At 59.0% G+C, this 23,149-nt stretch carries 19 protein-coding genes; 6 read left to right on the top strand and 13 right to left on the bottom strand.

Annotation, left to right across the window (positions count from 1 at the left end; translation table 11 throughout):
* Positions 1 to 302: 302 nt before the first annotated feature.
* The 4 genes from PYK22_RS15810 to PYK22_RS17060 form a co-directional block, all read right to left on the bottom strand.
* Positions 303 to 680 carry a hypothetical protein gene (locus PYK22_RS15810; RefSeq protein ID WP_041978740.1) on the bottom strand — a complete coding sequence of 126 codons (378 nt, stop codon included), beginning with the start codon at positions 678 to 680 and terminating at the stop codon, positions 303 to 305.
* Between the two features lie 107 nt (positions 681 to 787).
* Positions 788 to 1,063 (bottom strand): hypothetical protein, encoded by a 276-nt coding sequence (locus PYK22_RS15805; protein WP_041978737.1) that lies wholly within the window; start codon positions 1,061 to 1,063, stop codon positions 788 to 790.
* Complete coding sequence (locus tag PYK22_RS15800) at positions 1,060 to 1,449, bottom strand: hypothetical protein (RefSeq protein WP_041978735.1); 390 nt, start codon at positions 1,447 to 1,449, stop codon at positions 1,060 to 1,062. The genes PYK22_RS15805 and PYK22_RS15800 overlap by 4 nt, the downstream gene beginning before the upstream one ends.
* Positions 1,450 to 1,525: 76 nt before the next feature.
* Entirely contained in the window at positions 1,526 to 3,325 is a 1,800-nt protein-coding gene (locus PYK22_RS17060; protein WP_083437916.1) for a PKD domain-containing protein, read from the bottom strand.
* A gap of 1,045 nt (positions 3,326 to 4,370) precedes the next feature.
* Here PYK22_RS17060 and PYK22_RS15790 point away from each other — a divergent pair.
* Positions 4,371 to 5,780, top strand: coding sequence for an amidohydrolase family protein (locus tag PYK22_RS15790; protein ID WP_060635775.1), 1,410 nt, complete (start codon positions 4,371 to 4,373; stop codon positions 5,778 to 5,780).
* Positions 5,781 to 5,945: 165 nt separating this feature from the next.
* Here the strand turns inward: PYK22_RS15790 and PYK22_RS15785 are convergent, their stop codons facing one another.
* The 3 genes from PYK22_RS15785 to PYK22_RS15775 all read right to left on the bottom strand — a co-directional run bounded on the left by PYK22_RS15785 (position 5,946) and on the right by PYK22_RS15775 (position 8,121).
* A complete protein-coding gene (locus PYK22_RS15785) occupies positions 5,946 to 6,878 on the bottom strand; it encodes a ribose-phosphate diphosphokinase (RefSeq protein WP_041978733.1) in 933 nt (310 codons plus the stop codon).
* A 138-nt stretch (positions 6,879 to 7,016) separates the two neighbouring features.
* Positions 7,017 to 7,697, bottom strand: a complete 681-nt coding sequence (locus PYK22_RS15780; RefSeq protein WP_041978731.1) for a dienelactone hydrolase family protein — start codon at positions 7,695 to 7,697, stop codon at positions 7,017 to 7,019.
* Positions 7,698 to 7,803: 106 nt separating this feature from the next.
* On the bottom strand, positions 7,804 to 8,121 hold the full coding sequence (locus PYK22_RS15775) for a hypothetical protein (RefSeq protein WP_041978729.1): 318 nt from the start codon (positions 8,119 to 8,121) through the stop codon (positions 7,804 to 7,806).
* A 667-nt stretch (positions 8,122 to 8,788) separates the two neighbouring features.
* Between PYK22_RS15775 and PYK22_RS15765 the strand changes: the two genes are divergently transcribed.
* Both PYK22_RS15765 and PYK22_RS15760 read left to right on the top strand, forming a co-directional pair.
* Positions 8,789 to 9,547 carry a PEP-CTERM sorting domain-containing protein gene (locus PYK22_RS15765; RefSeq protein ID WP_041978725.1) on the top strand — a complete coding sequence of 253 codons (759 nt, stop codon included), beginning with the start codon at positions 8,789 to 8,791 and terminating at the stop codon, positions 9,545 to 9,547.
* Entirely contained in the window at positions 9,544 to 9,864 is a 321-nt protein-coding gene (locus tag PYK22_RS15760) for a hypothetical protein (protein ID WP_041978723.1), read from the top strand. Before PYK22_RS15765 ends, PYK22_RS15760 begins: the two co-directional genes overlap by 4 nt.
* A gap of 306 nt (positions 9,865 to 10,170) precedes the next feature.
* Here the strand turns inward: PYK22_RS15760 and PYK22_RS15755 are convergent, their stop codons facing one another.
* From PYK22_RS15755 to PYK22_RS15730, 5 genes are all read right to left on the bottom strand, one after another.
* A complete protein-coding gene (locus tag PYK22_RS15755; RefSeq protein WP_041978721.1) occupies positions 10,171 to 11,343 on the bottom strand; it encodes a tetratricopeptide repeat protein in 1,173 nt (390 codons plus the stop codon).
* A 244-nt stretch (positions 11,344 to 11,587) separates the two neighbouring features.
* Positions 11,588 to 15,379, bottom strand: coding sequence for a TonB-dependent receptor (locus PYK22_RS15750; RefSeq protein ID WP_060635774.1), 3,792 nt, complete (start codon positions 15,377 to 15,379; stop codon positions 11,588 to 11,590).
* Between the two features lie 172 nt (positions 15,380 to 15,551).
* Positions 15,552 to 16,724: an NAD(P)/FAD-dependent oxidoreductase gene (locus PYK22_RS15740; protein ID WP_041978714.1), complete on the bottom strand. Its 1,173-nt coding sequence runs from the start codon at positions 16,722 to 16,724 to the stop codon at positions 15,552 to 15,554.
* The gene (locus PYK22_RS15735) at positions 16,721 to 17,428 is read right to left on the bottom strand and encodes a methyltransferase domain-containing protein (RefSeq protein WP_041978712.1); all 708 of its coding nucleotides are present in this window, start codon (positions 17,426 to 17,428) and stop codon (positions 16,721 to 16,723) included. The genes PYK22_RS15740 and PYK22_RS15735 overlap by 4 nt, the downstream gene beginning before the upstream one ends.
* Before the next feature lie 190 nt (positions 17,429 to 17,618).
* On the bottom strand, positions 17,619 to 18,890 hold the full coding sequence (locus PYK22_RS15730) for a beta-ketoacyl-[acyl-carrier-protein] synthase family protein (RefSeq protein ID WP_041979337.1): 1,272 nt from the start codon (positions 18,888 to 18,890) through the stop codon (positions 17,619 to 17,621).
* A 222-nt stretch (positions 18,891 to 19,112) separates the two neighbouring features.
* Between PYK22_RS15730 and PYK22_RS15725 the strand changes: the two genes are divergently transcribed.
* The 3 genes from PYK22_RS15725 to purB all read left to right on the top strand — a co-directional run bounded on the left by PYK22_RS15725 (position 19,113) and on the right by purB (position 22,636).
* The gene (locus PYK22_RS15725) at positions 19,113 to 20,381 is read left to right on the top strand and encodes a M16 family metallopeptidase (RefSeq protein WP_162199870.1); all 1,269 of its coding nucleotides are present in this window, start codon (positions 19,113 to 19,115) and stop codon (positions 20,379 to 20,381) included.
* 77 nt (positions 20,382 to 20,458) lie between these two features.
* Positions 20,459 to 21,283 (top strand): MBL fold metallo-hydrolase, encoded by an 825-nt coding sequence (locus tag PYK22_RS15720; RefSeq protein WP_041978707.1) that lies wholly within the window; start codon positions 20,459 to 20,461, stop codon positions 21,281 to 21,283.
* Between the two features lie 57 nt (positions 21,284 to 21,340).
* Positions 21,341 to 22,636 carry an adenylosuccinate lyase gene (purB, locus tag PYK22_RS15715; RefSeq protein ID WP_041978705.1) on the top strand — a complete coding sequence of 432 codons (1,296 nt, stop codon included), beginning with the start codon at positions 21,341 to 21,343 and terminating at the stop codon, positions 22,634 to 22,636.
* A 10-nt stretch (positions 22,637 to 22,646) separates the two neighbouring features.
* Here the strand turns inward: purB and PYK22_RS15710 are convergent, their stop codons facing one another.
* Positions 22,647 to 23,042 carry a DUF4870 domain-containing protein gene (locus PYK22_RS15710; RefSeq protein WP_041978704.1) on the bottom strand — a complete coding sequence of 132 codons (396 nt, stop codon included), beginning with the start codon at positions 23,040 to 23,042 and terminating at the stop codon, positions 22,647 to 22,649.
* Positions 23,043 to 23,149: the final 107 nt, after the last annotated feature.

Here is a 23,149-nt window from a genome sequence, read left to right as displayed (position 1 = left end):
CGAGCCAGTTTGCTGACCAACGACGGTGGGCGTAACACAAACCAAGTTAATGACCAGCCCTACTATAAGCAGTGTGATGATTCTCTTAAACATAGGACAGCTTCTCCTTTTTGTTTATCCTTTAAGGAAGAGTCTAGCGAGAAAACGTTCTCGCTAGGCTCTTCAAGTTCTACCACAACGGCATTTCTAACTTCTGCCGCAATCCGTGTTGCGTGCCTTGGATGAAGTGAGAGCCGTTGATCGGATTGTTTGGCTCGCCTACGTTGATGCTCGTCGCCTTGATTGCTGGACAACATCTGTTTTCAGGCCTTAGCGGCCAGAATTAGCCCGACAATCAAGAAACCTAAGACAACGGCAACTATAATGTTTTGTCTGGTGTTGTGTCCCTTAGCCTTCTGCACCTGAGGGTAAGGGATAGATGTCGCTGTGCCAGTTTTCGCATCCGTCACGACGAAGTACTCATCGCCGATTTCGCTGATATAGCCTTTTAATTTTCTTCCATCGCGTAATTTAATCTCGACTCTTGCCTCTGGACCTATGCCGAGACGAACGATGCCCGCTTTCACGTTCTCAGCAAAACGAACTTCTTTATCTGCATTCGTCTCGGCAGTAACAGACGCAACGCAAAGAAGATTGACGACTAATCCGGCGGTGATGATTGAGACTAGCTTCTTCAACATGAATGTGCTCCTTTCAGAGTTGCTTATTTACTGCTAGAGGAGAGAGGATTTCGCCATATGAAGGAAGAGCTGCGGGAGGAAACGTTCCCCCGCAACTCTCCGAGTCACTACCACAGCGACTCTTCTAGCTTCTGCCGCAATCCGTGCTGCGTATCTTGAATGAAGTGAGAGCCGTTGATCGGGTTGTTTGGCTCGCCAACATTGATGCGCGCGGCAGCAAACGCTACACCTAACTCGTCGAAGCGCTCAACCAAACAGGAGTAGAAGGCGAAATCGCCGACATAGGCGAGATACAGATAGGTGTACTCATCTATCGCTCCTATTCCATAGAGGAAATCTATGGTAGAGAAGTAAAAGGCAAAATCATGGGCATTGATTCTCATGATTTGGCGGCAAGAACCCCAAAAAACAAAATCATGCCCAGCAAAATTGCGCCAGTAATCATCCGTTTGGCTCCGGACGAGAGATGTCTTTGAACACTGATCCTTTGCACTTGCGTGTAATCTATGCGTGTGGCGACACCAGCTTTATCATCCACTACTGTGAAATAATCATCCTTGCTCTCGCTGATGTAGCCTTTCACCCGTCGGCCATTGCTCAATCTAACTTCGACGCGCGCATCCGGCCCCGTTCCAATCTTAATGACTTTCGCCTTCATCTTCTCAGCACGCGCGTCCGAGCCAGTTTGCTGACCAACGACGGTGGGCGTAACACAAACCAAGTTAATGACCAGCCCTACTATAAGCAGTGTGATGATTCTCTTAAACATAGGACAGCTTCTCCTTTTTGTTTATCCTTTAAGGAAGAGTCTAGCGAGAAAACGTTCTCGCTAGGCTCTTCAAGTTCTACCACAACGGCATTTCTAACTTCTGCCGCAATCCGTGCTGCGTGTCTTGGATGAAGTGTGAACCGTTGATCGGGTTACTCGGCTCGCCAACGTTGCTGCGCGTCGCAGCAAACGACACGCCTAACTCGTCGAAGCGTTCCACAATGCAGGAATAGAAAGTAACATCGCCCGCATAGGCAAAGGCTAGATAGGTGTACTCATCAATCCACCCCATGCCATAGAGAAACTCAATTCCTGAAAAGTACAGAAGTATCCACACGGGGCGGAAGATTGGAAATCCAGCAGGGTGGAAGGGGTATGTGCCGTGTTTAGAGCGCGAAAGCCACAAATGGATATGCCATCCCGCCGGTACTGGCTGATCCGGATAATAGTAGCGGCTCTGGTCAAAGAGGATGCTTCCTTCGTGTGCTGTCGTGAAGAAGCTGTAGGCGCTGTAAGCCCATGGATTAGTGTTGAAGACGTTGGGAGCCGAGACAGGAGCGGCTACTAACACCGCAGAACGCTCGTTATCCACCATGTGCCCCGTTACACTCTCAAGTATGTCACCTACTGTGATACCTATGCCTGCAAGGTTGTAGGCTTCTGCCAGAAGCTCTAAGTTGAGTCTACAGAACCAAGTGACATCTAGCCCATCATCGCGGTTCCACAGCGTCAGGTAATCAATCCGCAGGAAGCCATATTGATTGCCGTAAGCGTCCGTCGCAAATCCAAGTGGTTGTACACGGAAATGGCTGATCGGCGGCACGGGCGGAAAGACTTGTATCGCCGTCTGCGGCACGTAATCGCCAAAGAGCGCAAAGCCTGTGCCCGGTTGTTCATTTCCAACGTGATAAATCGGCGTGAAAGCGTCTGCTACTTGATTCTCGAAATCATCCGGTAAGCCGTCAGCATCCGCATCTGAACCCGGCGGCGGTGGTGGCGATGGTGGTCCTGTGACTTGGATAACGACGGACGCGCTCGCCGTATCCCCATAATCATCCGTCACCGTGATGGTCGCTGTGTAACTGCCTGCTGCTTGATAGGTGTGCGCTACCGAAGCTCCCGTGTCGCTTGCGCCATCGCCGAAGGTCCAGAAGTAATCCACAATGTAACCATCCGGGTCATAAGCGTTGACGCTGAAATTGACTGCGAGCGGCACCGCGCCCGAAGTCGGCGAAGCTGTCACGCTGGTGATGCGCGGCGGAAGATTGCCGGGTTCGCAAGGATACGGGTAAGGGTAACATTCATCAGGCGGGCGCAACGGCTCAATCCCTTCTGTTCCGGCGCTGCTCGGCGATGATTGATTCTCAGCTAGAGATGATTGACTAGCTCGGCCGCTGCTCGAACCCTTCTGTCGCACGAGGAATTGTCGCGCGCCTTGCCCGGTGAAAGCCAGTGGAGCATCGAACATAGCCGAACTCTCAAGCTCCTGAGAGGAGACTTCGCCCCTGAAGATTTGTTCCAAACTGGGCGGACGCATTTGTGCGCGACGTTCCATCTCTCGTTGAACAGCAGGTTGTAAATACTCGCGCAGCTTTTTGATAGCTTCTTCCTTCTGTTCGGGCGTCAGCCGTTCATAAGCGGCGCGAGCTTCTGGAGTTGAGCCGAGTTGTGCGCTGCGCGGCTTACGCCATCCACCGCGAGGTTGAAATGGATCGGATCGCTGTGAGTCTGAGGATGTTTGAGGTGGTTGTGCGCACGATTCACAAACTGAATTCTGTCCTGCAACAAGCGATGTCGAACGCGCCAAAGCGTTAGAAGTCCATACGGCAATCAGCGTAACCATCGCGGTGAGCCGTTGAAATGATCGGGTAAGCATAGTAGCCCCTCCTAATAGCACCAGCAGTTCACTAACTCTGATCTACGCTGCGAGCCGCTCATCCTTCAGAAGCGAGTTCCGGTTTCACCTCAGCCGACATCATGGACATCATTTCCGAGAAGCAACATCTTGCTGTAGCGTCAGGCGCGGCGCGACCAGTTTGCACTTCTTTCGTCGAAGTTTGTGCTGCTCGCGCCGAGTCGCAACGCATGAGCAGAGACTGGTTGCGCTCCACGCAGAGATCGAGCAAGCATAGTGCCGCATCCCCACTTTCTATGCGCTGCACAATTCGGAATGCACGATGATTGCGAGATCTTGGCGTTTATCCTTCACGCGAGGGCAACGCTGAAATTCTGCGTGCTATCTCATGCGCCGTGAATTTCTGACAGGTGGCGCAAGAATTTTGCGGCAGTATCAATGAGAATCGAAGTGTTGCAGAGAGGGACTCGACAAGCGTTCAGGGTAGCTAATTCTAAGAATGGCGGGGAGAAATTGGGCATTTATGAATGGGTCTAGTTAGCTGGATGAATATTATGAATGGGTCTAGTTAGCTGGATGAATAAAAGCTGAAAGGGCTATGTTCAACCGTAGCGGATAGATTGCAATTACCGGAGATCAAACCGCCCGTGCTTCAAAAAGAGTCTTAAAGAAAGAGAATCGCGTTTGATCGGCGGACGACACACAACAAGTTACTCCACCTGACCGCCCTCAGCGTGCCTCTCGTCAACACCGTGCTCTGCGCCGTGGCATGCAGAGGAATGCACAAGGAAGGTCTGGAACCATCATAGATAGACGTCTTCACAATCGGTGTTGCTGTTGTGTCGCTGTAGCACTGTCGCCAACCGATGAGGCATAACCATCGCTTGACTAAGAGCCAGTCTGCGAGCTTTCTTTTGTGCCCGGTGCTGCTTCAGGCACAGCACTTCAGTCGAACTGTTGAATCAACCGATGAAATCGAAGATGCACAGCGACGACGGTCGCTTATGATTGGCCCAGTGCCGAGGTGATCGCCGTCAAGAATTGTGGGCAGATTGGAGGAACGTCAATGAAAGGACCGTGGAATAACCTACTGATCATCATCGCTTTCGTTTCCGTCTGCGGGAACCGTGGGCGGCGAAAAGAAGCGTCTGGCTTACTGACCATTATCGCTTTGCTCGTCTTTTCCGTCTCTTTCACGGGGCTGGTCCACGCACAGGCATCCGCACCGAGTCAGCGCCAAATGCTCGTTCGCGCCGGGCGGTTGCTCGACGTGCGCGCCGGGCGCGCGCTCGAAGATCAAGGCGTGCTCATCGTCGGCGAGCGAATCCGCGCCGTCGGACCATATGCCGAGATAGCGCGACAAGCTTCGGCGGATGCGCAACGCATAGACCTTTCATCGGCCACCGTGCTTCCCGGGTTGATCGATTGCCACACGCACGTCTTGTTGCAAGGCGATGTGACTTCCGCCGATTACGACGCACAGCTTCTGAAGGAATCGATCCCCTACCGCACTCTTCGCGCTGCGGTTGCGGCGCGCACCGCCGTGATGAACGGCTTTACGACGATTCGTGATCTCGGCACCGAAGGCGCGATGTACGCCGACGTTGACGTCAAAAAAGCGATCGAAAACGGCGTCATCACCGGTCCGCGCATGTTCGTCGCCACGCGCGCTTTCTCCGCCACGGGGATGTATCCGATCACCGGTTACGCTTGGGAACTGAAGATGCCCGAAGGCGTGCAGTTCGTCGATGGTCCAGAGGAGATTCGACGCGGCGTGCGCGAGCAGGTCAAATATGGCGCCGATTGGATCAAGGTCTACGTCGATCGGCGATACTACTTCAAAGATGGCGTCTTGCATAGCATGCTGAACTTCACGGACGATGAGCTCGAAGCGTTCGTCACAGAAGCGCATCGTTTGGGGCGGCGGATCGCCGCGCACGCGATGGGTCGCGATGGCATCGCCGCCGCGGTTCGACATGGGTTCGACTCCATCGAGCACGGTTACGGGCTCGATGAAGAGTTGATGGATGAGATGAACAAGCGCGGCATCTTCTGGTGCCCGACGATCTACGTCGGCGTTTACGTCGCGCCCGGTCGCGCCGCAGCCGGAGCGCCCGTGTGGCTTCAGATGCGCGACGCGGAAGCGCAAGCTTTCCGCTTGGCCGTGCGCAAAGGCGTGCGCATCGCTTACGGGACGGACGCTGGCGGTTATCCTTGGACCGAGAACGAGGCGAAAGAGTTCTCGTTCATGGTCCGGTACGGGATGGCGCCGCTTGAAGCGATCCGTTCGGCGACGATCGTGGCGGCTGAACTGCTCAATGCGCAAGATGACCTTGGCGTGATCGAAGCGGGCAAATATGCCGACCTGATCGCCGTCGCGGGCGATCCGTTGCGTGACATCACGGAACTGGAGCGCGTGCGTTTCGTCATGAAAGGTGGCGTGGTGTTACGCGATGAAATCTCGGTGAAGAGATGAGAGATGCGCGGAACGGATCGCAAAGCTGATGGCATAATGGCTGGCCTGATTCAAGCGAGGGACCCGTCAGCGGAACGCCAAGTTTGAGCCGTCCACCAGCGTGTCTTGTCCGCGTAAATAGAAGCTCGCCCGAAGCGTTAGGGCGCGCCTCATTCGGACAGCGGTTCAAGCGAGATCGAACGCGCCGTTGATCAACGTGTGGCGTATCGCTTCGGCGATGAGCGGAGCGATGGAGACGACCTCAAGCTGCGGCCAATCGCGCGAGATGATCTCCACCGAATCGGTGACGACAACGGCGCGCACGCTCGGATGGTCTAGCTTGGCGCGCGCGCCGGGCAAGAACAATCCATGCGTGGCAACGAGCGTGAATTCGGGGCGCGCCCCGGCGGCGAGCAACGCCTCGATGCTTTCGGCCATCGTGCCGCCCGTCGAGATCATATCATCGACGATCACGCACGCGCGATCGCGCACATCGCCGACGACGTGCGTGATGCGCGTTTCGGTGCCGCTCGCGCGCTGTTTGTGTAAGACGACGACCGAAGTCTTCAAGCGGTGCGCGTACATGGTCGCCGCATGAACGCGCCCGGTATCGGGCGAGACGACGACCGCATCATCGGGCACGCGATCGCGCAACGCGCGCGCCAACGTCGGCACCGCCGTCAGGCTATCTACAGGGATGCGGAAGAAGCCTTCGATCTGTGGCGCGTGCAAGTCGAGCGTGATGAGATGATCGATGCCGACCGTTTGCATCAGATCGGCGATCATGCTGGCGGTGATCGGTTCGCGCCGTCCGTGGCGTTTGTCGGCGCGCGCGTAACCGAAATACGGGACCACTGCGGTGATCCGGGCGGCGGAAGCGCGGCGACAGGCATCGGCGAAGGCGAGAAGCTCAAGCAAGTGATCGTTCACCGGCGGCGAGGTCGGCTGCACGATGAAGACCTCGCGACCGCGCACGGGCTCCTCCAACCTGACGGTCGTTTCGCCGTCGGGGAAATTCTCGACGGCAGCCAAGCCGAGCGTCGTGTTCAATTCACGCGCGATCGCCGAAGCCAAATCGCGATTCGCTGTGCCTGCGAAGATGATGAAATTGCGCGCCATAATGATTCGTCAAAGATGCCATACAAGAGACGGCCTTCAATCAAGAATCACACGACATCGAGGTTGAGTTCAGCAGTTCTTCAGCCGATCATGCGATATCTGGCGTGCCGCGCTAAGTTCAGCGGCGATCGAACCGGTTCACGAATCTGGCATGTGTCGTTCGAACCAATCGGCGGCAAGGCGCGCCACCTCTTCGAGCGCGCCCGGCTCTTCGAAGAGATGAGTCGCGCGTGGGATGACGACGAGCTCTTTCTCGCAACCCAAAAGCGCGAAGGCCTCCTCGTTAAGCTTCAGAACAACCGGGTCGCGCTCGCCGACGATCAACAGAGTGGGAGAGATGACGCGCCGCAACGCCTCTTCCCCGGCCAAGTCGGGCCGCCCGCCGCGCGAGACGACGGCAGAGATCTCATCGCCGAGTTCGGCGGCGGCGACGAGCGCGGCTCCGCCTCCGGTGCTCGCGCCGAAATAGCCGACATTCAGATCGCGCACCTCATCGAGACGATCCAACCAGCGGGTGGCATCCACCAATCTTTTGGCCAACAGCCTCGTATCGAACCGCAAAGCAGCCGTCTTCAGGTCGAAAGCTTCTTCGTCGCGCGTCAACAGATCGAAGAGCAGCGTGGCGATGCGCCGTTCCCTCAACACGCGCGCGACGAACTGATTGCGTGGACTGAAACGACTGCTTCCCGAACCGTGCGCGAAAAGCACGATACCCCTCGCCCCTTCGGGCACGCTCAACTCCCCTTCGAGCAGAAGATCGCCCGAAGGGATCTTCACTTCGCGCGTGCGCACCGCACCGAAACTTTCGCCTCGTTTCATGATGGCACCTCGCCCCGGAGCCAAGATCTCAGGTTTGGGAAGCCCCGCGACACCTACGCGCAAGCCATCTCCTTATGGACTATGGTCCTCTGCGCGATCGCGCGTTTCAAGTCGTTTCCGCGATCCCGCGCAAAGATTCATGCAAGAACTCTTTGACGATCCTTGAATGGTTGAACGACGGCGAAGCGTGCTGTCGCATGATCTCGTTGATCTCGAAGATCGCCGATAGCGCATCTTCGGGAAGGCCGTCGAGCGCGCCGGTTCCCACCGCCGGATCTATTCCGAGACGCTGACAGAGCCGCACGTAAAGCTCTTGTAGCAAGACGCTCTCTTCGTTCATGTGTGGCGGGCGCCGCTTGAGGATGTTCGGCACCTCGGCCCGCAGTTCCTCGCAAAGCGCCTTGAATTCCGCTTCGTTGATCATCTCGCCCCGTCACCTCCCGGAAACTTCGGGTTCGATGCCAATGATACTGCAAAGCGCGACGAAAGGAAGTCTTGTCGGGAGAAAATGGTTTTCCCGGACGAAAGGCGAGCTTCGTGCGATTGATCGGGCATGCCACCTTTAGAGTGAGAAGGCGAGTTTCCCCAGACGAAAAAGCGGCACGCTCGCGAGAGGTTCCTTTTCGAATCCTTGGACCGCAAAGCGCGGCGCGTGCGCCCCTCTTTTTCGAGCGTCTTTGTGGTTGGCGTGATGTCGGGCCGAGATTGTCCGATCAGCTCGCAAGAGGTCCCTGTTCGAGCGCTCTCTCCTTGGAGGAGTCGACCCGGGATTTTCTGGAAAGCAGGGGCGATTGGAAGTCTATCTTTTCCGAAACCACAATCGTCCGCAGCGCATGTTCGATGCTGAACGCGCTGCGGCGACGCTGGAAGAGCCGAGAAGCAACTCGGCGCCAGCCCGTCATGGGGACGACGGGCGCTCCGGGGTGTCGAGTCGCCTCGAAACAACCCCAACATTTCCATTCGCGCCATCACCCCACCCTTTGCCCGCAGTTCGCGCCGCCGCGCAAGGAGTTCGTCGGCCCCGTTCGGCGACGCGCTCATGCGTTCCGGCAGCGAACCGAAAACTCTACTGAATTCAAGGAGAAAGAAAGATGTTCGAGCAAACTTCGTACAGAAGGCGAGCCGGAGCGCGCGGATGGGCGAAGGTATCTCTGACGCTGCTGCTGGTAGCCAGCGCGGGCGTTGCAGCGCGAGCCGACTTTCTGACTATCCCGCAACCCGACAGCACATACCTTTCAACTACGACGAAGATAAACATCACACAGAAGGAACTCACCTCGCTCAGCTCGCTGAGCGATGGGACGATGACGCTCTCCTTTTCGACGAGCCCCTTTTCGGTTGCCGTTCAAGTGCGAACCGTGCCGACGAACTGGGGCGCTTGGGGTAGCCCGCCGAACACGGAATCGAACACACCGCGCGTGCTCTTCGTCAATCCCGGAGCGAGCACGTTGACTATCAACCTTTCACAACCCGCCTACGTCTTCGGCGCCGAAGCGCAGCCAAACGCTTACGGGCCATACAACATCGTCGCGTCCTTCTACAACGGAACGAACTTGGTCGGCTCGATCACGCGCTCGGTTTACGGTGGTAATGGAGCGCTGCTTTTCGCCGCGCAGACGACGACCACTCCGTTCACGCGCGTGGTCTTTCAAGTCTCCGCCCCGTACCCTGATAACTTATACGGATTCGCCATCGCGCAGTTTCGCTACAGCCGGACGCAGCCCGTGCCAGAACCGGCGACGATGCTGTTGTTGGGCGTGGGACTAACCGGAGCGGCGAGCGTCGCGCGACGCCGACGCGCGACAAGCTTGATAAATACAACTAGCGGCGCAGAGCGATCAACTCCGTGACCGGCGAAGGTCGATCAGGGCGAGTCCTCACGCTCGCCCGAATCGACTTGCTGGAAGCACGGCTCAAGCTTCATGTTCGCTTCCAGTCTCGCTCATCGTGCCAAGGGGCGACAAGTGCGTCTGTCTGGCTTTGTGTCTACAACCGGCGAATTGCTTTCGGCCTCGATCATCATGCCGGTTGCGACGGCGGAACCGACGCCGCCCGCAACGAAACGCTGCTCTTTTTCAAGAAGGCTCCGACGAGCAAGGCTCTGCCGCTTCGCGATCCAACGGCGCTGAACATTCCGTCGAGTTGCTGGCGGCTCTCAACTTCGTGACGGGCGGATAGCTCGAGATCGAGAACCGGATGTTCAGGCAATCACAACGAAGTTGGAGCCGGCCTAACAGGTCGTCGCCCGCCAGCGGAATCGCCCCATCCCGATCTTCCCGCTCGATGTAGACACGACTTATTCGTCCCACAACGACACAACGGCCTGGCCCCTTATCCGCAAGCTATCTATCGACAGCGGCCTCAAAAGGGTTAAAACTGACGATCGTCACGCTGAGCTTTCATCCGCAAGCTATCTATCGACCGCTCTATTGCGAGTCGTTGACTTGAAGATTTATAGCGGGTCGAGGCGCGCTCATTTCGCAAATGGGCGCACGCGCTCGGCTGATTCCTTAAGATCCGCATCATTAGGCGCGATGCTCAGCCCTTTCTCGTAAGCGGCGAGCGCTTTGGCGTATTGTTTCGAAGCCTCATAAGCGTAGCCGAGCTCGCGATAGATGTTCGCGTCGTTAGTCGAAATGGTCGCCGCCCGTTCGAGCGCGACGATGGCCTGCGGGAAATTCTTCAAACGCGATTGCGCGATACCCAGAAAGTAGAAGGCCGTCCCATCCTGCGCATTGAGATTAGTCGCGCGTTCGAGCACAGGCACGGCGCGGGCATACTGTTCGGCATAGATCAAAGCTTGACCGTAGAGCAGCGCCGATGCCGCATCCGTTTTCAGGCGATAGAGAGATTCGCCAGCGCGCGCCGCGTTCGCGTAGTCGGCTTTCGCCTGCGTTTCGTTTGCAGCGGAAGAGGCGCGCTGCAAATAGGCCACCGTCAACAGCGTCCACGCTTCGGCAAGTTGCGGATCGCTCTGCGTCGCGCGATTGAGCATCGTGATCGCCGTATTCAAATCCTTCTTGTCTTGCGCGATGCGCCCGAGATAGAAGAGCGCGGCGCTGTTGCGCGGTTCAAGTTTGATCACTTCCTCGAAGGAACGGCGCGCTTCATCGATCTTCCCTGTGCGAAATTCCGCCAACCCGCGGTAGTAGAGCAAACCCGCATCGGGTCTTACGCCAGGGCGCGTCGTCGCAGCGACAAGCAGGGGCAGCGCCTTTTCGAACTGCTCAGAGCGGACCAGCGCTTGCGCCAATGCGTCGCGCGTATTCACATCCTCTTCGCCAGCGGCGCGTTGCAGATCATAAGCGCGTTGCAGATCGTCCGCCGCCTCTTTGAATCGCTTCAAACTCAACTCGGCGAAACCGGCGATCTTCCACGCCTCGGCGTTTTGCGGATCGGCGACCGTGATCCTTCGCGCTTCGGCCAGCGCCGCCTCGTACTGCTTTTGCTGCAAGAGCGTATAGGCGCGCGTAGTGTCTAACCGCGGCGCTCCGACGGTTGGCGCGCTGGAGGCATTATTTGCCGACGCTCCAGTGGCATTTGAACTGCCCGTTGGGCTTACGCGGCGGGGACGGACCGCCCCCGATTGCGCATGCGCGTTCGACAAAAAGGCGACGATGGCGATCAACAACAGGGCCTTCTTCATCTCTTCTCCTCAACTCCGCTTGAGCGTGCCAGCAACCACCACGAGCTTGTCGGTCCTCTTCCTCTCCTCGACCGCCTTAGATGCTAACACTTGCGATGCGCACGCCAAAGGCGAGGTTCGCTATAGCAGAGCGCGAGGCAATCGTCCGAACGTCCATGCCGACTTCCGCCATGCGCCCTCAAAAGTCGAAGCGACCGGGCATCTTAAAACCCGATCGCTTCGCTTCTTTTCCGCGTTCGCAGAGCTAGAAGTTCAACTTCAAGCCGAACTGGAACTGCCGCGGGTCGTAAGCGGCTGTGGGCCGGCTGTAGTAACGCCCACCGGGGCCGCGCTGACCGAAAGCGTTGACATCTTGGAAGAAGGGCGAAGCCGCCGCTTCGTTGAAACGATTGAAGAGGTTGAAGCCTTCAGCGATGATGTCCAAACGGACGCGCTCGCCGAAGCGTATGACGCGCGTCACACGCAGATCGAGCGAAGCGTAAGAGTGCGTGATGCCGCGGTTGCGCCCCAAGCTTCCTGTCGAGAAAGCGGGCGGCAGGACGAGCGTGCCATCTGGCAAGACGTTGGGCCGATCCGTTTGGTTCGATTGGTCGTTGTTGGTGTCAACTCCGGTGAGGATGTTGAACGGGCGTCCCGACGAGATCTCGAAGATCGGTGCGATGATGAAATCAGCGAAGAACCGTTGCGCGCCCGTGCCGTCGCGCCACGCCGGTGGCGAAGTGAACACGCCGCTGAAGACGAACCGGTGGCGCTGATCGAAGAGCGAATCGGATCGCTCGGCGCGCAGATTGCGGTTGTCCTGCGGCAGAAGCAGCGTCTGCAGATCGCTCGAATCATCGATCGTGTGCGACCAAGTGTAGGAAGCGAGGAATTGGAAGTTATTCGCAAAACGGCGACGAAGCTCGACATTCATCCCGTTGTAATTGGAGTTGCCGTTCGAGACTTGCGCGTTGACCGAACCATACGGGGCGAGCACGCCGGGCGAGCGAAGCGTGCCGACAAGTTGCGAATCGAGCACCGCTTTGGTGATCGCGCCGCCGGAAACGGCTGCCGCGAGGAAATAGTTCGGTCCGCTCGGACGGAAGAAATTGGCCACCGCTGGTGAGATGACGCGCCCGCGCGGCCCCTGCACGATGATGCCCGGCAAGATGACGGCGAATGTTTCGCCCGTCAAAGGATTGGTGAAGGTCGAACCCGGCGCCGTCGTCGGGAAGAGACCAGCGGTCGCCAGCGCCACTTCCGTCGTGTTGGTCGGCAGACGATTCGCGTAACGACGGAAGTTCTCTATTTGTAGCTCGACGCGCGGCGCGTTGACATCCAAGGGGCGCGGCAAGTGGCGCGTGCCGACGAAAAGGTAGCTGACCGACAAGGCCATATCGTCGGTCAAGCGCCGTTCGAGGGTGAGATTCGCTTGCGTCGCATAGGCGTACTCGAAATCCGCGGCGACCGGTAACGTGAACGGCAGAACCGGCCCAAAGCCGGGGAAGGTCTGATCATTGAAACGTTGCCGTCCAAACTGATACTGCGCCGTCGGCGCGACGCCCGGCGTCTGCAACCCCGGTGTGCAAATGGGCGACGGGCTGGCTTGTGAGCAGACCGTGCCCTGGAAGACCTGCGTCGCATTCAGCAGCGCCGTCGGCGCGGGGCTGCCCGGCAACAACACCAGTTGCTGTTGCTGCGCCGCATCGGCGATGTCGGAATTGAACGCGATCGCTTGCAGCGGTTTATCGTAGAAGAGACCGATCGCCGCGCGAATCAACGTCGCGCCGTTGCCTTCGACATCCCACGCGATGCCGAGGCGCGGCGCGATGTTGTTCTTATCGCGCGGAATGCCTTGACGCACGCCGAGCGCATCCTGCGCCGCGCGCACGTCATCGGCGGAGAGCCTGATGCCCGTCAACGGATCGGTGAATCCGACGGGCGCGATCTGTTCGGTCAGCTCCACATCGTAGCGCACGCCGTAGTTGAGCGTGACGCGCCGTCCGATCTTCCACGAATCCTGCCCGAAGAAGGCGAGCGGTTTATTCGACAATCGGCTGACGGGATTGCCGAAGCCCTGAATGAAGTTGGTCGGAAATCCCAAGCCGTACTGTTGCACGGGCGTAAAATCCGGCGGCGCAAGGGTGCCAACGGTCGGGAAAGCGGCGAGCGTCGTCGCCGCGAGACCGCCGAAGTTGAACAACCCGGCGAAGTTCAATTCGAAGATCGCTTCCGGGATGCGAATGAAGTTGACGTCAGCGCCAAACTTCAAGGTATGCGTGCCGGCGACGATGTTCAGGTTGTCCGTGTATTGATAGCGGTTCTCCGTGCGCACGACGGGCGAAAACAGCTCACGCCCGATGAAGGCCGTGCCCGTGATGTTGAAAGCAACGGCGTCACCGTTTTGCGAGCGGAAGACGGCGCGCCGTTGCGCGAACTGGAAACGCGCTTCGTTGACGACGCGGCTCGAAAGCGTCGAAGCGAGCGTGGCGACAAATGTCGAATCGCGTATCTGCTGGATGCCGGTGCGCGAGAGATCGTTCTGGCCCAGCGCCTGATTCTGCGATTCGACTTGAATGCCGGTGATGTCGCTCGGATTGTAGCCGAAGCGCATCGTCAAGATGTTGTTCGATGTGATGCGGTGGTCCAGTCTGAAGGATGAAAAGGTCGTCGCTTCCGAAACCGGAAAGATGCGCTGCAACAGCAGCAGAGGACGGAAAGCGATCGGCTGCCCTTGCGCGTTGAGCGTGCCGACAGGAACGGGCGCGCCCGATAAGAAAAAGCGCGGGCCGATCACCTGCCCGGCGGGGATCGCGCCGCCCGGACTACGTAGCGGGTTCGTGCCAGTCAAAGCCGTATTCCCGCCGCTCGAAGCGAGCGCCGCATATTGAATGGCAGCTTGCGCGAGCTGCGCGCTCAAAGCCGCATTGCCGCCGGCGGCTGCCGCTTGCGCCGCCTGTAACAGCCCTTGCACGTAGGCGACCTGTCCCAAGGTCAAGAAGTTAAACGTCTGCGTGAAAGGCAGAAATGGAGCGCCGATGGTCACGCTTCCAGTTAAACCTTGCGCGACATCGCTCGTGAAAAAGCCGGATTCTTGTCGCCGCCGTTGTTCAAAAGAGAAGAAGAAGAACGTTCGATCCTTGGCGAGCGGGCCGCCGAGCGTCGCGCCGTATTGCGCGCGCGTGAAGGGCGGCTTTTTGTTCGGATCGTTGTCGATGATCGGGGCGAATGGATTGCGCGCTTGAATCGTCTTGTGACGGATGAAGCCGAACAGATTGCCGCGCAGCTCGTTGGTCCCAGATTTGGTGACGACGTTGATGACGCCCCCAGCCGATCGCCCGAACTCCGGCATGAAAGAGTTGGTGACCACCTGAAACTCTTGCACCGCCTCTTGGCTGACGGTCGAGCGCGCCGCATTGATCGAATTGTCGGTGTTGTCCGCGCCATCGACTTGGACGAGATTCGACCGCCCGCGTTGTCCGCCGATGTTCAACCCGGAAGTGGGCGCTGGCCCGATCGGGCGCGTGTTGTCGCGCGTGATGTTCGATAAAGTCAGCGCGAAGTTGAGGTAGCTTCGCTCGTTGATCGGCAGGTTATCTATGCGCTGCTGTTCGATGGTGTTGGCGACCGCCGTGCGCGAGGTCTCGATCAGTTCGGTCGTCGCGCCCGACACGGTCACCGTCTCGCCGATCTGCCCGACCTCGAGCGTCACGTCGAGGTCGGCGCGCTGGCCCACCGTCAGGCGCACGTTCGGGACGACGGCGCGCTTGAAGTTTTGCGCTTCGACCGTCACTTCGTACTCGCCCGGCGGCAAGTTGATCAACTGGTAGAATCCCTCGGCGTTGCTCGTCGTCGAGCGAACCAAATTGATGGCCGGATTGCGCGCCGTGATCGTCGCCCCGACGATCACAGCTCCCTGCGGATCGCGAATGAAACCGCCGAGATCGGCCGCGTTCGCCTGCGCCTGCGCATACGCTGAAACGGACAGAACGAGACAGAACGAAAGACAAAAGGATCCCAAGATGAGCCACGAAATGGCTCGCAAGTTTACCTGCATAGCTCTCCGTCCTCCTCAAAAAAACGGGAAGGGAAAATATCCAATCCTTGAATCAACCTCGCGGCGAGGGCCTTTCCCTTGCCCCTTCAAAGAGCGACGATGCCCCTCGAGCACCTTGTCGATAAGCCTCTTTTAACCGAAAAAGGCTCTCCTGACAAGGATTTTGTTGGGATCAAGAACATAATCGCGACGCGCGCGTCGCGCGCGCCACGGCTCTCCGTAACGCGCCCATTCCAAAGAAGGCGGCGCCGATCTCCAATAGCGAAGGCGGCACATGGATCAAACGACGTAGGGCTGCCGACCAGCGCAAACGCCAACCGAAGCGCGCCTCATAAGCGCTTCGGTACGCGCACGCCAACTCCTCCCAACTTTCAGCATCGCTCTGCCACCAGCCCTTCAAGATGCGAGCGAGGAGCGCGCTATTTTCCAACGCGAGCAAAATCCCGCTTCCGGTGAACGGATCGATGAACGAGGCGGCGTCGCCGACGACGAGGAGGTTTTCCGCTGGCGCGAGCTCTAGCGGACCGAACCTTTCGATCGAGACGCTCGACCACGGCGTGACAGGTTCGGCATCGCGCAAGGTCTGCGCGGCGCGCGGATTGACGCAGATGAGTTCGCGGACCAAGCGCGGGACATCGCCCGCACATGCGCGCACGTCTCCTGCGCTGACGATGAAACAGAGGTTGCACAATCCATCTTCGATCGGGCTCAAACCGCCATAACCGCCACGGTAGAAGTAGATCTCACAAGTCGCTCTTGCCGGTTGCGCTGAACGCAGATGCGCTTTGAAAGCGATCAGCGCCCTTCTCGAAGGGCCGTTCCGCGCCCCTCTTCTTTCGAGCTTCCGCGCGATCGCGCGCCGCTTACCGGTCGCATCGACGATCAATCGCGCGCGCATCTGTCTGACGCCATCAGCGCCGCGCGTGATGACGCCCACGATTCGCCCATCGTCTTCGATCGCCTCGATGGCGCGCGTCTGCAGATAGACCCTGGCGCCGACATCGCGCGCGCGCGCAAGCAGCAGATCATCCATACGCGCGCGACTCAACCCGAGCGCCGGTCCACCGAACCACTCGTTCGGGATGACGAAGCTCCGCCCGCGCGGCGAGTAGAAGACCGTCTCTCGCAATTCCGTCCCACCGGCACGCTCCATTCGCTCGCGCAGACCGAACTGGGCGAAATGGTAAAAGCACTCGGGCGAGATGAACTCTCCACAAAGCTTGTGTCGCGGGAAGCGACGCTCCTCAAACACGGCGACATCGAGCCCCCATTGCGCCAAACGAATGGCTAGACTCGCGCCTGCTGGACCACCACCGATGATGATGACCTCGGCCTCTGGGCTCATGACGACAAAGCGCACAGCACGAAACGGAACGGGAACGAGCGTCGGATTTCGATCGCCTTCAGATTCGCCCTTTTCGCCAACGCGAGCAACTCATCATGACGAAATCCACGGCGGATCGAAAGCGCTCCATCTTCGCGCACCAGGCGATTGTGCAGGAAGATGCGCCCCGCGGTGACGAAAAGGCCGTAGGCGAGCCAGTGGCGATTGAGGTCGATGACGAAGATCTTCCGCGCGACGCGCGCCATTTCGCTCAACACGCCGACGCACTCCTCATCGCGAAAATGATGGATGAAGAGCGAGCAGATGGCGTAATCGAAAGCGCCATCGCTAAAAGGCAACGCTCGCGCATCGGCGCGCACCGCCTCGATCTCAGCGAAATCGCGCGCCCCTTCATGGATCGCCTGCGCGGCGCGCGCGTTGAGTTCGACGCCGATCAGCCGCGCTTCCTTTCCACGCTTTCGCGCCCACTTCGCCGTGACGCGCAATAGATGGCCAGATCCGGCGCCGACATCGAGCACGGAGAAGCTCTCCCTTCCGCTCCGCTCGACATCATTGAACAGCGAAGAGCGTAAAGCGCGTTCATCGCCCAGGAGACGATTGACGCGCTGCAACTCGAGAAGGCAACCTTCATATTCTTCTGGCGCGTAATCGCCTATGTCGATATGCTCCAATTCGTCGCTGCGATGGCGTAAACGATCGAACATAGGTTTAACAGGAGATCCTAAGACAGCGCGACCAAAACTAGAGATCTGGAAACGACCGAACGTAGATCTAGTAACAGGCCCATAGGCGATAGGGTGACCGGATGGCGGACCGAATCGATCACCGGGCTGCCTTTTGGCTTCAGCGCTCAAAGCTCTAGCTTGCTGTGGCGAGTTGGATCTGACAGCCTCTTCACCCAGTTACCTTCTCGACGACAATCGCGCTGTTCTTCGAACCGAACCCGATGCAATTGCAGATGGCGACGCGAACATCCGCCCGTCGCGCGCGATGCGGCACATAATCGAGGTCGCACTCTGGATCAGGTTCATCCAAATTAATCGTCGGCGGGATCAGTCCCGTGTGCATGGCGCAGAGCGTCGCCGCCAAACCGGCGGCGCCCGAGGCTCCCTGTGGATGCCCGATCTGGGATTTGGTCGCCGACATCGGTATTCGCTGCGCATGCGCGCCCAGGGCGAGTTTCAAAGCGCGCGTCTCGATCCGATCGTTGAGCGCGGTCGAAGTCCCATGAAGATTGACGTAATCCACCTCTTCTGCCCGACGCCCCGCGTCTTCCAACGCTAGGCTGATGGCTCGCGCGGGTTCCTCTCCGCTCTCTTCCAAACGCACGCGATGATAGGCATCGCACGTCGCCCCATAGCCAGTGATCTCGCCATAGATGAAAGCGCCGCGCGCGATGGCTCGGTCGCGCTCTTCGAGCACGAAGAGCCACGCCCCTTCGCCCAAGACCATACCGGACCGGTCGCGCGAGAACGGGCGCGAAGCGCGATGCGGCTCATCGTTCCACTCGGTCGTCAATACCCGCATCAAGTTGAAAGCGGCTAGGATCCCCGGCGCGATCGGAGCGTCAACCCCTCCCGTCAACATGATCTGTTGCCTGCCGAGCGCGATGTGTTCGGCGGCATAAGCAATCGCATCGGTCGAGCTCGTACATCCGGTCGAAATGACGTGCGACACCCCGCGCAGGCCGAAAGCCATCGAAAGCTCGCTCGACAACCCACCATGCGTCGATGAAGGGATCGTGTAGACGCTCGCTTTATGGCGCGGACCAATGTACCAGTATTGGTACTGCCGTTCGGTGAAAGCCAATCCGCCGCCGCCTGTGCCGAGGACGACGCCGAAGGCGCGGCGCTCATCGAGCGAAAGGTCATGCGGTCGAAGGCGCGCATCGGCGAGCGCTTCGCGCGCGGCTGCCAGCGCGAGCGGCACGATGCGTGCGACGTGTTTTCTGTCGTGCGGCGCGACCTCACGCTCCCAATCGAAATCGCGCACTTCGGCGGCGATTTTCACGGGAGAACATGCCACATCGAAGCTCTCGATACGTCGCACGCCGCTTTCACCGGCTAGAAGCGCTCGCCAGAAAGCCGCGCGTCCGATGCCGATCGGCGTCACGCAGCCTACTCCCGTAATGACGGCGCGACGCAATCGCTCAACTCCGTTTAGCATGCGAAAAGGGATGCCCTTCTTGTCACAACGCTTTGTGGGGAGACGCGCGCTAACAAGGATATCACGCATGTCAGGCGATGCGAAGCCTTGTGAGGGCCAGCCTCGGTCTGAGCGCGGGCGAGCGTCTCGCGCCCTTCTTCGGCGCGAGAGGGATTTGCCCTACCTCTTCGCTCATGCTACGATGCTTTCTCTTCCGGTGACAAGCGCATGTTCGCACGCGAGATGCGAGATCAGGTTCGCAAGACGAGACTTGAAAACGGTTTGACGGTCATCACCGAGCGAATGCCGTGGCTGCGGTCGGCGACCGTTGGGATTTGGGTGCGGCGCGGCTCACGCCATGAACCGGCAGAATTGAACGGCATCTGCCACTTCATCGAGCATGCCGTCTTCAAAGGCACGCTGCGCCGCACGGCGCTCGATATCGCCATCGAGACGGATCGGTTAGGCGGCCACCTCGACGCTTACACGATGCACGAACTGACCGGCTTCTCGCTGAAAGTCGTCGATACGGCGATCGAGCAAGCCTTCGATCTTCTCTCCGACATCGTCGCGCGCCCGCGATTTGCGCCAGAGGATTTGGCCATCGAACAGCGCGTCATCCTCGAAGAGATAAAGATGGTCGAAGACACGCCCGAAGAGTTGCTGGCCGAGCTCTTCAACGACGCCTTCTTCCCGCAGCATCCTCTCGGGCGGCCCATCGAAGGCACGCCGGCTACGGTTCCGACTTTCGATCGCGAGCGAACGCTTTACTTCCATCGGCGAAGCTACGCGCCGCGCAATATCGTCGTGGCGGCGGCAGGTAACATCGAACACGAGAGGTTGGTCGAGCTGGCAGCGCAAGTCTTTTCCGCCGTGCCGAGCGAGGATGACGCGCCGAGTGTGGAAAGGCCGACGCCGGCAGCCCCCATCCTCATCGAGCGCAAACGCGATCTCGAACAGGCCCACATGATCCTCGCCGCGCCGTGGCCTTCGGCCCGCAGCGAGGAGCGCTTTGCGGCGAATCTTTTGATCTCGATCTTGGGCGGCGGGACCTCGAGCCGCTTATGGCAAACGATCCGCGAAGAGCGCGGACTGGCCTACTCGGTCGGCGCGGCGACGAGCGCTTTCAGCGATGTCGGAGTCTTCCAAGTCTACGCGGGGACTTCGCCGGACCAACTCGGCGAAGTGCTGGACCTATCGATGCGAGAACTGCGCCGCATCGCGCGCGAGCCGGTCAGCGACGAAGAGCTTCGTTTGGCCAAAGATCAAGCGATCTCTTCGATCCTCTTGGGACTTGAATCCTCGAGCATGCGGGCCGGAACGTTAGCGCGTCAAGAGATAATTCACGGGCGTTACATCCCGCCCGAAGAGACGATCGAACTGATCGAGCGCGTGACGCCGGAGGATTTACGGGATCTCGCCCGCACCTATTTGCAAACGGAGCGGATGGCTTTTGGCGCGCTCGGCGATTTGAACGGATTTCGCGTCGACCGCGCGCGTTTGGAGATCTAAATCGAGCGGCGATCTCCACGGTGGGGCCAGCCAGTGGCCCAGCACGTGGCCGCGCGGCGAATTCGGGCCGAAGACAGATGCGCTTTACCGTTTTAGGCAGCGGTTCGACCGGCAACGCGATCCTTATCGTCGCGGGCGAGACCCATGTGCTCGTAGATGCGGGGCTGAGCGCGCGCGAGATCGCCCGTCGTCTGATGCTCGTCGGCTGCGACCCGGCGCGGCTCGATGGCGTTATCTTAACGCACGAGCATGGCGATCACGCCGGCGGGTTGCGCGTCCTGCTCAAAAACCTGCGCTGCCCCGTCTACCTTACCGGAGAGACGCGCGAGGCTTATGTCAGCGAGCGGCGCGGCGTCTCTTCCGATGAGCCGCGCAAACGTCTCGAAGCTTTGCGCGAACGGGTCGAAACGATCTCTTCGAGTCGCGATTTCTGCATCGGCCAGCTCGATTTTCATCCGTTCACCGTCCCGCATGACGCCGTCGATCATTTCGGATTGAACGTCGCATATGCAGGCGTGCGCATCGGGGTGGTGCTCGATTGCGGTCATATCACGACGCTCGTGCGCGAACGGTTGAAAGGTTGCGCGGCGATCATCATCGAATCGAACCACGATCCGGATATGCTCAAAGCCTGTCCGGTCTACCCGTGGGAACTCAAACAACGGATCTTGTCGCGCACGGGCCACCTTTCAAACGAAGCGGTAGCCGAATGGCTGCGCGATGATTTCGACGGGGCGGCGTCGCATATCGTGCTCGCGCACCTTTCGCAACGCGCGAACAATCCGCATTTGGCGCGCATTTCGGCTGAGATGGCGCTGCGCGCGCGCAATCCGATCTTTCAGCCGCAGACGGAGATCGTCATCTCGTCGGCGAAGGAGCCGACGCCTTGGATAGAACTTTGACGAGCGAGGCGGCGACGCTCGCCAAGATCGACCACCTCCTAAGGATCGACGGCGAAGATGATCACACGTTACACCTTGCCCGAGATGGGCGCGCTCTGGTCGGAAGAGAATAAGTTTCAGAAGTGGCTAGAAGTCGAACTGGCCGTTTGCGACGTGCACGCCGAGATGGGCGCGATCCCGCGCGAAGCCGCCGCCGCGCTGCGCGAGCGCGCGCGCATTGACATCGCGCGTATCCATGAGATCGAAAAGACGACCGATCACGACGTGATCGCATTTACCACTTCCATCGCCGAGCAGGTCGGCGATGCGGCCCGTTTTCTTCACTACGGGTTGACCTCCTCGGACGTGGTCGATACGGCCAACGCGCTGCTTTTACGCGATGCCTGCGACATACTTTGCGCGAAGATCGACCGCCTGATGGAAGTCTTCAAACGGCGCGCCTTCGAATTCAAACGCACGCCGCAGATCGGACGCACGCACGGCATTCACGCCGAACCGACCTCGTTCGGGTTGACTTTCGCTCTTTGGTACGATGAGATGCGGCGCAATCGCGCGCGGCTCGAAAAGGCGCGCGCGACGGTCGCCGTCGGCAAGATCAGCGGCGCCGTCGGGGCCTTCGCGCACCTTGACCCGGAAGTCGAAGAGCGCGTCTGCGCGCGATTGGGCCTGAAGCCCGCGCCCGCCTCAACTCAGATCATCCAACGCGATCGCTACGCCGAATATCTGACGACGTTGGCGATCATCGCCTCCTCGCTCGAGAAGTTCGCGCTTCAAGTGCGCCATTGGCAACGGACCGAAGTGCGCGAGGCCGAAGAGAGGTTCAAGCGCGGGCAGAAAGGATCGAGCGCCATGCCGCACAAACGTAATCCGATACTGTCGGAAAGGATCTGCGGACTGGCGCGCGTCGTGCGCGCTAACGCCATCGCCGGGCTGGAGAACGTCGCGCTGTGGCACGAGCGCGACATCTCACATTCGGCAGCCGAACGAGTGATTCTGCCCGATTCCTCGATCGCGCTCGACTACATGCTCGACCGCAGCGCCCACCTTTTCGACAATCTGGTCGTTTACCCTGAACGGATGCTCGAGAACTTGCAATTGACGCGCGGTCTGATCTTCAGCGGTCAACTGCTGCTCGCTCTGACCCGCAAGGGAGTGAGTCGCGAGACGGCCTATGAATGGGTGCAACGCAACGCCATGAAGGTCTGGGATGAAGGGGGCGATTTTCGTTCGCGCGTCCTACAAGATGCCGACATCACGTCTCGCTTGACGCGCGAAGAGATAGAGGCGATCTTCTCGCTCGACACCTATCTCCGCAACGTCGATCGCATCTTCGCCCGTGTCTTCGACCGTTGACGTGCGCGCATCATCTCGTCCACTGCTCAGCCACATCACCGATGATGGGCAGTTTGAACCTCTGCCCCTGATAGGCCTTGAGCAGACAATAGATCCAAGCGGCGACGAACAGGAGCGCCAAGAACAGGCCGCCCAACCCGAAGAGCATGCCGATAACCCAAGAGAAGGAACTGACGATGATCGAAAGGACGTTGTAAGCTATGCTGATGACGATCGCCGCGACGCCAAAGAGGATCGACTGCATGGCGTGATAGCGGACGAAGCGGCTCTCCTTCTCCACCACGTAGAAGACGATACCGGTCAAAGGGGCCAAGATGTAGCAAAGCAACGCGACGATGTTTGGCTCAAGTCCGGTGCTCGACCTTTCATGGCTCTCGAAAGGGCCGTCGTATTGCGGATTTTGCATGGACTCGCCTCCTTACGAGCTAGAACGATACACATTGCGGCGAGGTGAAAACGGCGGTTCCCGGTCGCGAGGCTTTGGTCAGCTTGGAACGGGCGCCATTTTATTCG

It is taken from the genome of Pyrinomonas methylaliphatogenes (assembly GCF_000820845.2).
Lineage (GTDB): Bacteria > Acidobacteriota > Blastocatellia > Pyrinomonadales > Pyrinomonadaceae > Pyrinomonas > Pyrinomonas methylaliphatogenes.
The sequence above is the reverse complement of the archived record's forward strand: the minus strand, read 5'-3'. Positions and strand labels throughout refer to the sequence as shown.

Bases quoted from the DNA above. Each gene is read 5' to 3' on its own strand.
- PYK22_RS15810 (WP_041978740.1), bottom strand. From the start codon at position 680: ATGTTGAAGAAGCTAGTCTCAATCATCACCGCCGGATTAGTCGTCAAT.
- PYK22_RS15805 (WP_041978737.1), bottom strand. From the start codon at position 1,063: ATGAGAATCAATGCCCATGATTTTGCCTTTTACTTCTCTACCATAGAT.
- PYK22_RS15800 (WP_041978735.1), bottom strand. From the start codon at position 1,449: ATGTTTAAGAGAATCATCACACTGCTTATAGTAGGGCTGGTCATTAAC.
- PYK22_RS17060 (WP_083437916.1), bottom strand. From the start codon at position 3,325: ATGCTTACCCGATCATTTCAACGGCTCACCGCGATGGTTACGCTGATT.
- PYK22_RS15790 (WP_060635775.1), top strand. From the start codon at position 4,371: ATGAAAGGACCGTGGAATAACCTACTGATCATCATCGCTTTCGTTTCC.
- PYK22_RS15785 (WP_041978733.1), bottom strand. From the start codon at position 6,878: ATGGCGCGCAATTTCATCATCTTCGCAGGCACAGCGAATCGCGATTTG.
- PYK22_RS15780 (WP_041978731.1), bottom strand. From the start codon at position 7,697: ATGAAACGAGGCGAAAGTTTCGGTGCGGTGCGCACGCGCGAAGTGAAG.
- PYK22_RS15775 (WP_041978729.1), bottom strand. From the start codon at position 8,121: ATGATCAACGAAGCGGAATTCAAGGCGCTTTGCGAGGAACTGCGGGCC.
- PYK22_RS15765 (WP_041978725.1), top strand. From the start codon at position 8,789: ATGTTCGAGCAAACTTCGTACAGAAGGCGAGCCGGAGCGCGCGGATGG.
- PYK22_RS15755 (WP_041978721.1), bottom strand. From the start codon at position 11,343: ATGAAGAAGGCCCTGTTGTTGATCGCCATCGTCGCCTTTTTGTCGAAC.
- PYK22_RS15750 (WP_060635774.1), bottom strand. From the start codon at position 15,379: ATGCAGGTAAACTTGCGAGCCATTTCGTGGCTCATCTTGGGATCCTTT.
- PYK22_RS15740 (WP_041978714.1), bottom strand. From the start codon at position 16,724: ATGAGCCCAGAGGCCGAGGTCATCATCATCGGTGGTGGTCCAGCAGGC.
- PYK22_RS15735 (WP_041978712.1), bottom strand. From the start codon at position 17,428: ATGTTCGATCGTTTACGCCATCGCAGCGACGAATTGGAGCATATCGAC.
- PYK22_RS15730 (WP_041979337.1), bottom strand. From the start codon at position 18,890: ATGCTAAACGGAGTTGAGCGATTGCGTCGCGCCGTCATTACGGGAGTA.
- PYK22_RS15725 (WP_162199870.1), top strand. From the start codon at position 19,113: ATGCGAGATCAGGTTCGCAAGACGAGACTTGAAAACGGTTTGACGGTC.
- PYK22_RS15720 (WP_041978707.1), top strand. From the start codon at position 20,459: ATGCGCTTTACCGTTTTAGGCAGCGGTTCGACCGGCAACGCGATCCTT.
- purB (WP_041978705.1), top strand. From the start codon at position 21,341: ATGATCACACGTTACACCTTGCCCGAGATGGGCGCGCTCTGGTCGGAA.
- PYK22_RS15710 (WP_041978704.1), bottom strand. From the start codon at position 23,042: ATGCAAAATCCGCAATACGACGGCCCTTTCGAGAGCCATGAAAGGTCG.